The organism is Romboutsia sp. 13368 (genome assembly GCF_018336475.1).
Classification (GTDB): Bacteria; Bacillota; Clostridia; order Peptostreptococcales; family Peptostreptococcaceae; genus Romboutsia.
The window spans coordinates 1,026,510-1,026,853 of record NZ_CP048741.1; the positions used below are offsets into that span (position 1 = coordinate 1,026,510).

Consider the following 344-nt stretch of genomic DNA (forward strand, 5'->3'; position numbering starts at 1 on the left):
CTATTAGAGATTCTAAATTAAAAATGAATGGAAATGAAGTATTTAAATTTGCTACTTCAGTAATTGTAAGTTCTATTAATAAAATCTTACAAGATAATAACTTAAACTTAGATGATATTGATTACATAGTTCCGCATCAAGCAAATGTGAGAATAATAGAATATGCTGCTAAAAAACTAAAAGTTCCAGTAGATAAATTTTATATGAATATAGAAAACTATGGAAACACTTCAGCAGCATCGATACCAATTGCGCTTAATGAAATGTATGAAAAAAAATTATTAAAAAAAGATAGCAAAATCATATTAGTTGGATTTGGCGCTGGACTTACATATGGTGCAACT

Annotated in this window: 1 protein-coding gene; it reads left to right on the plus strand. The window is 26.7% G+C overall.

Translation table 11 applies throughout. The annotated features are described in order from the left end of the window. Positions 1 to 344, plus strand: a 344-nt coding sequence (locus G3997_RS04180) for a 3-oxoacyl-[acyl-carrier-protein] synthase III C-terminal domain-containing protein (RefSeq protein ID WP_296648593.1), incomplete at both ends; no start/stop codon positions are given.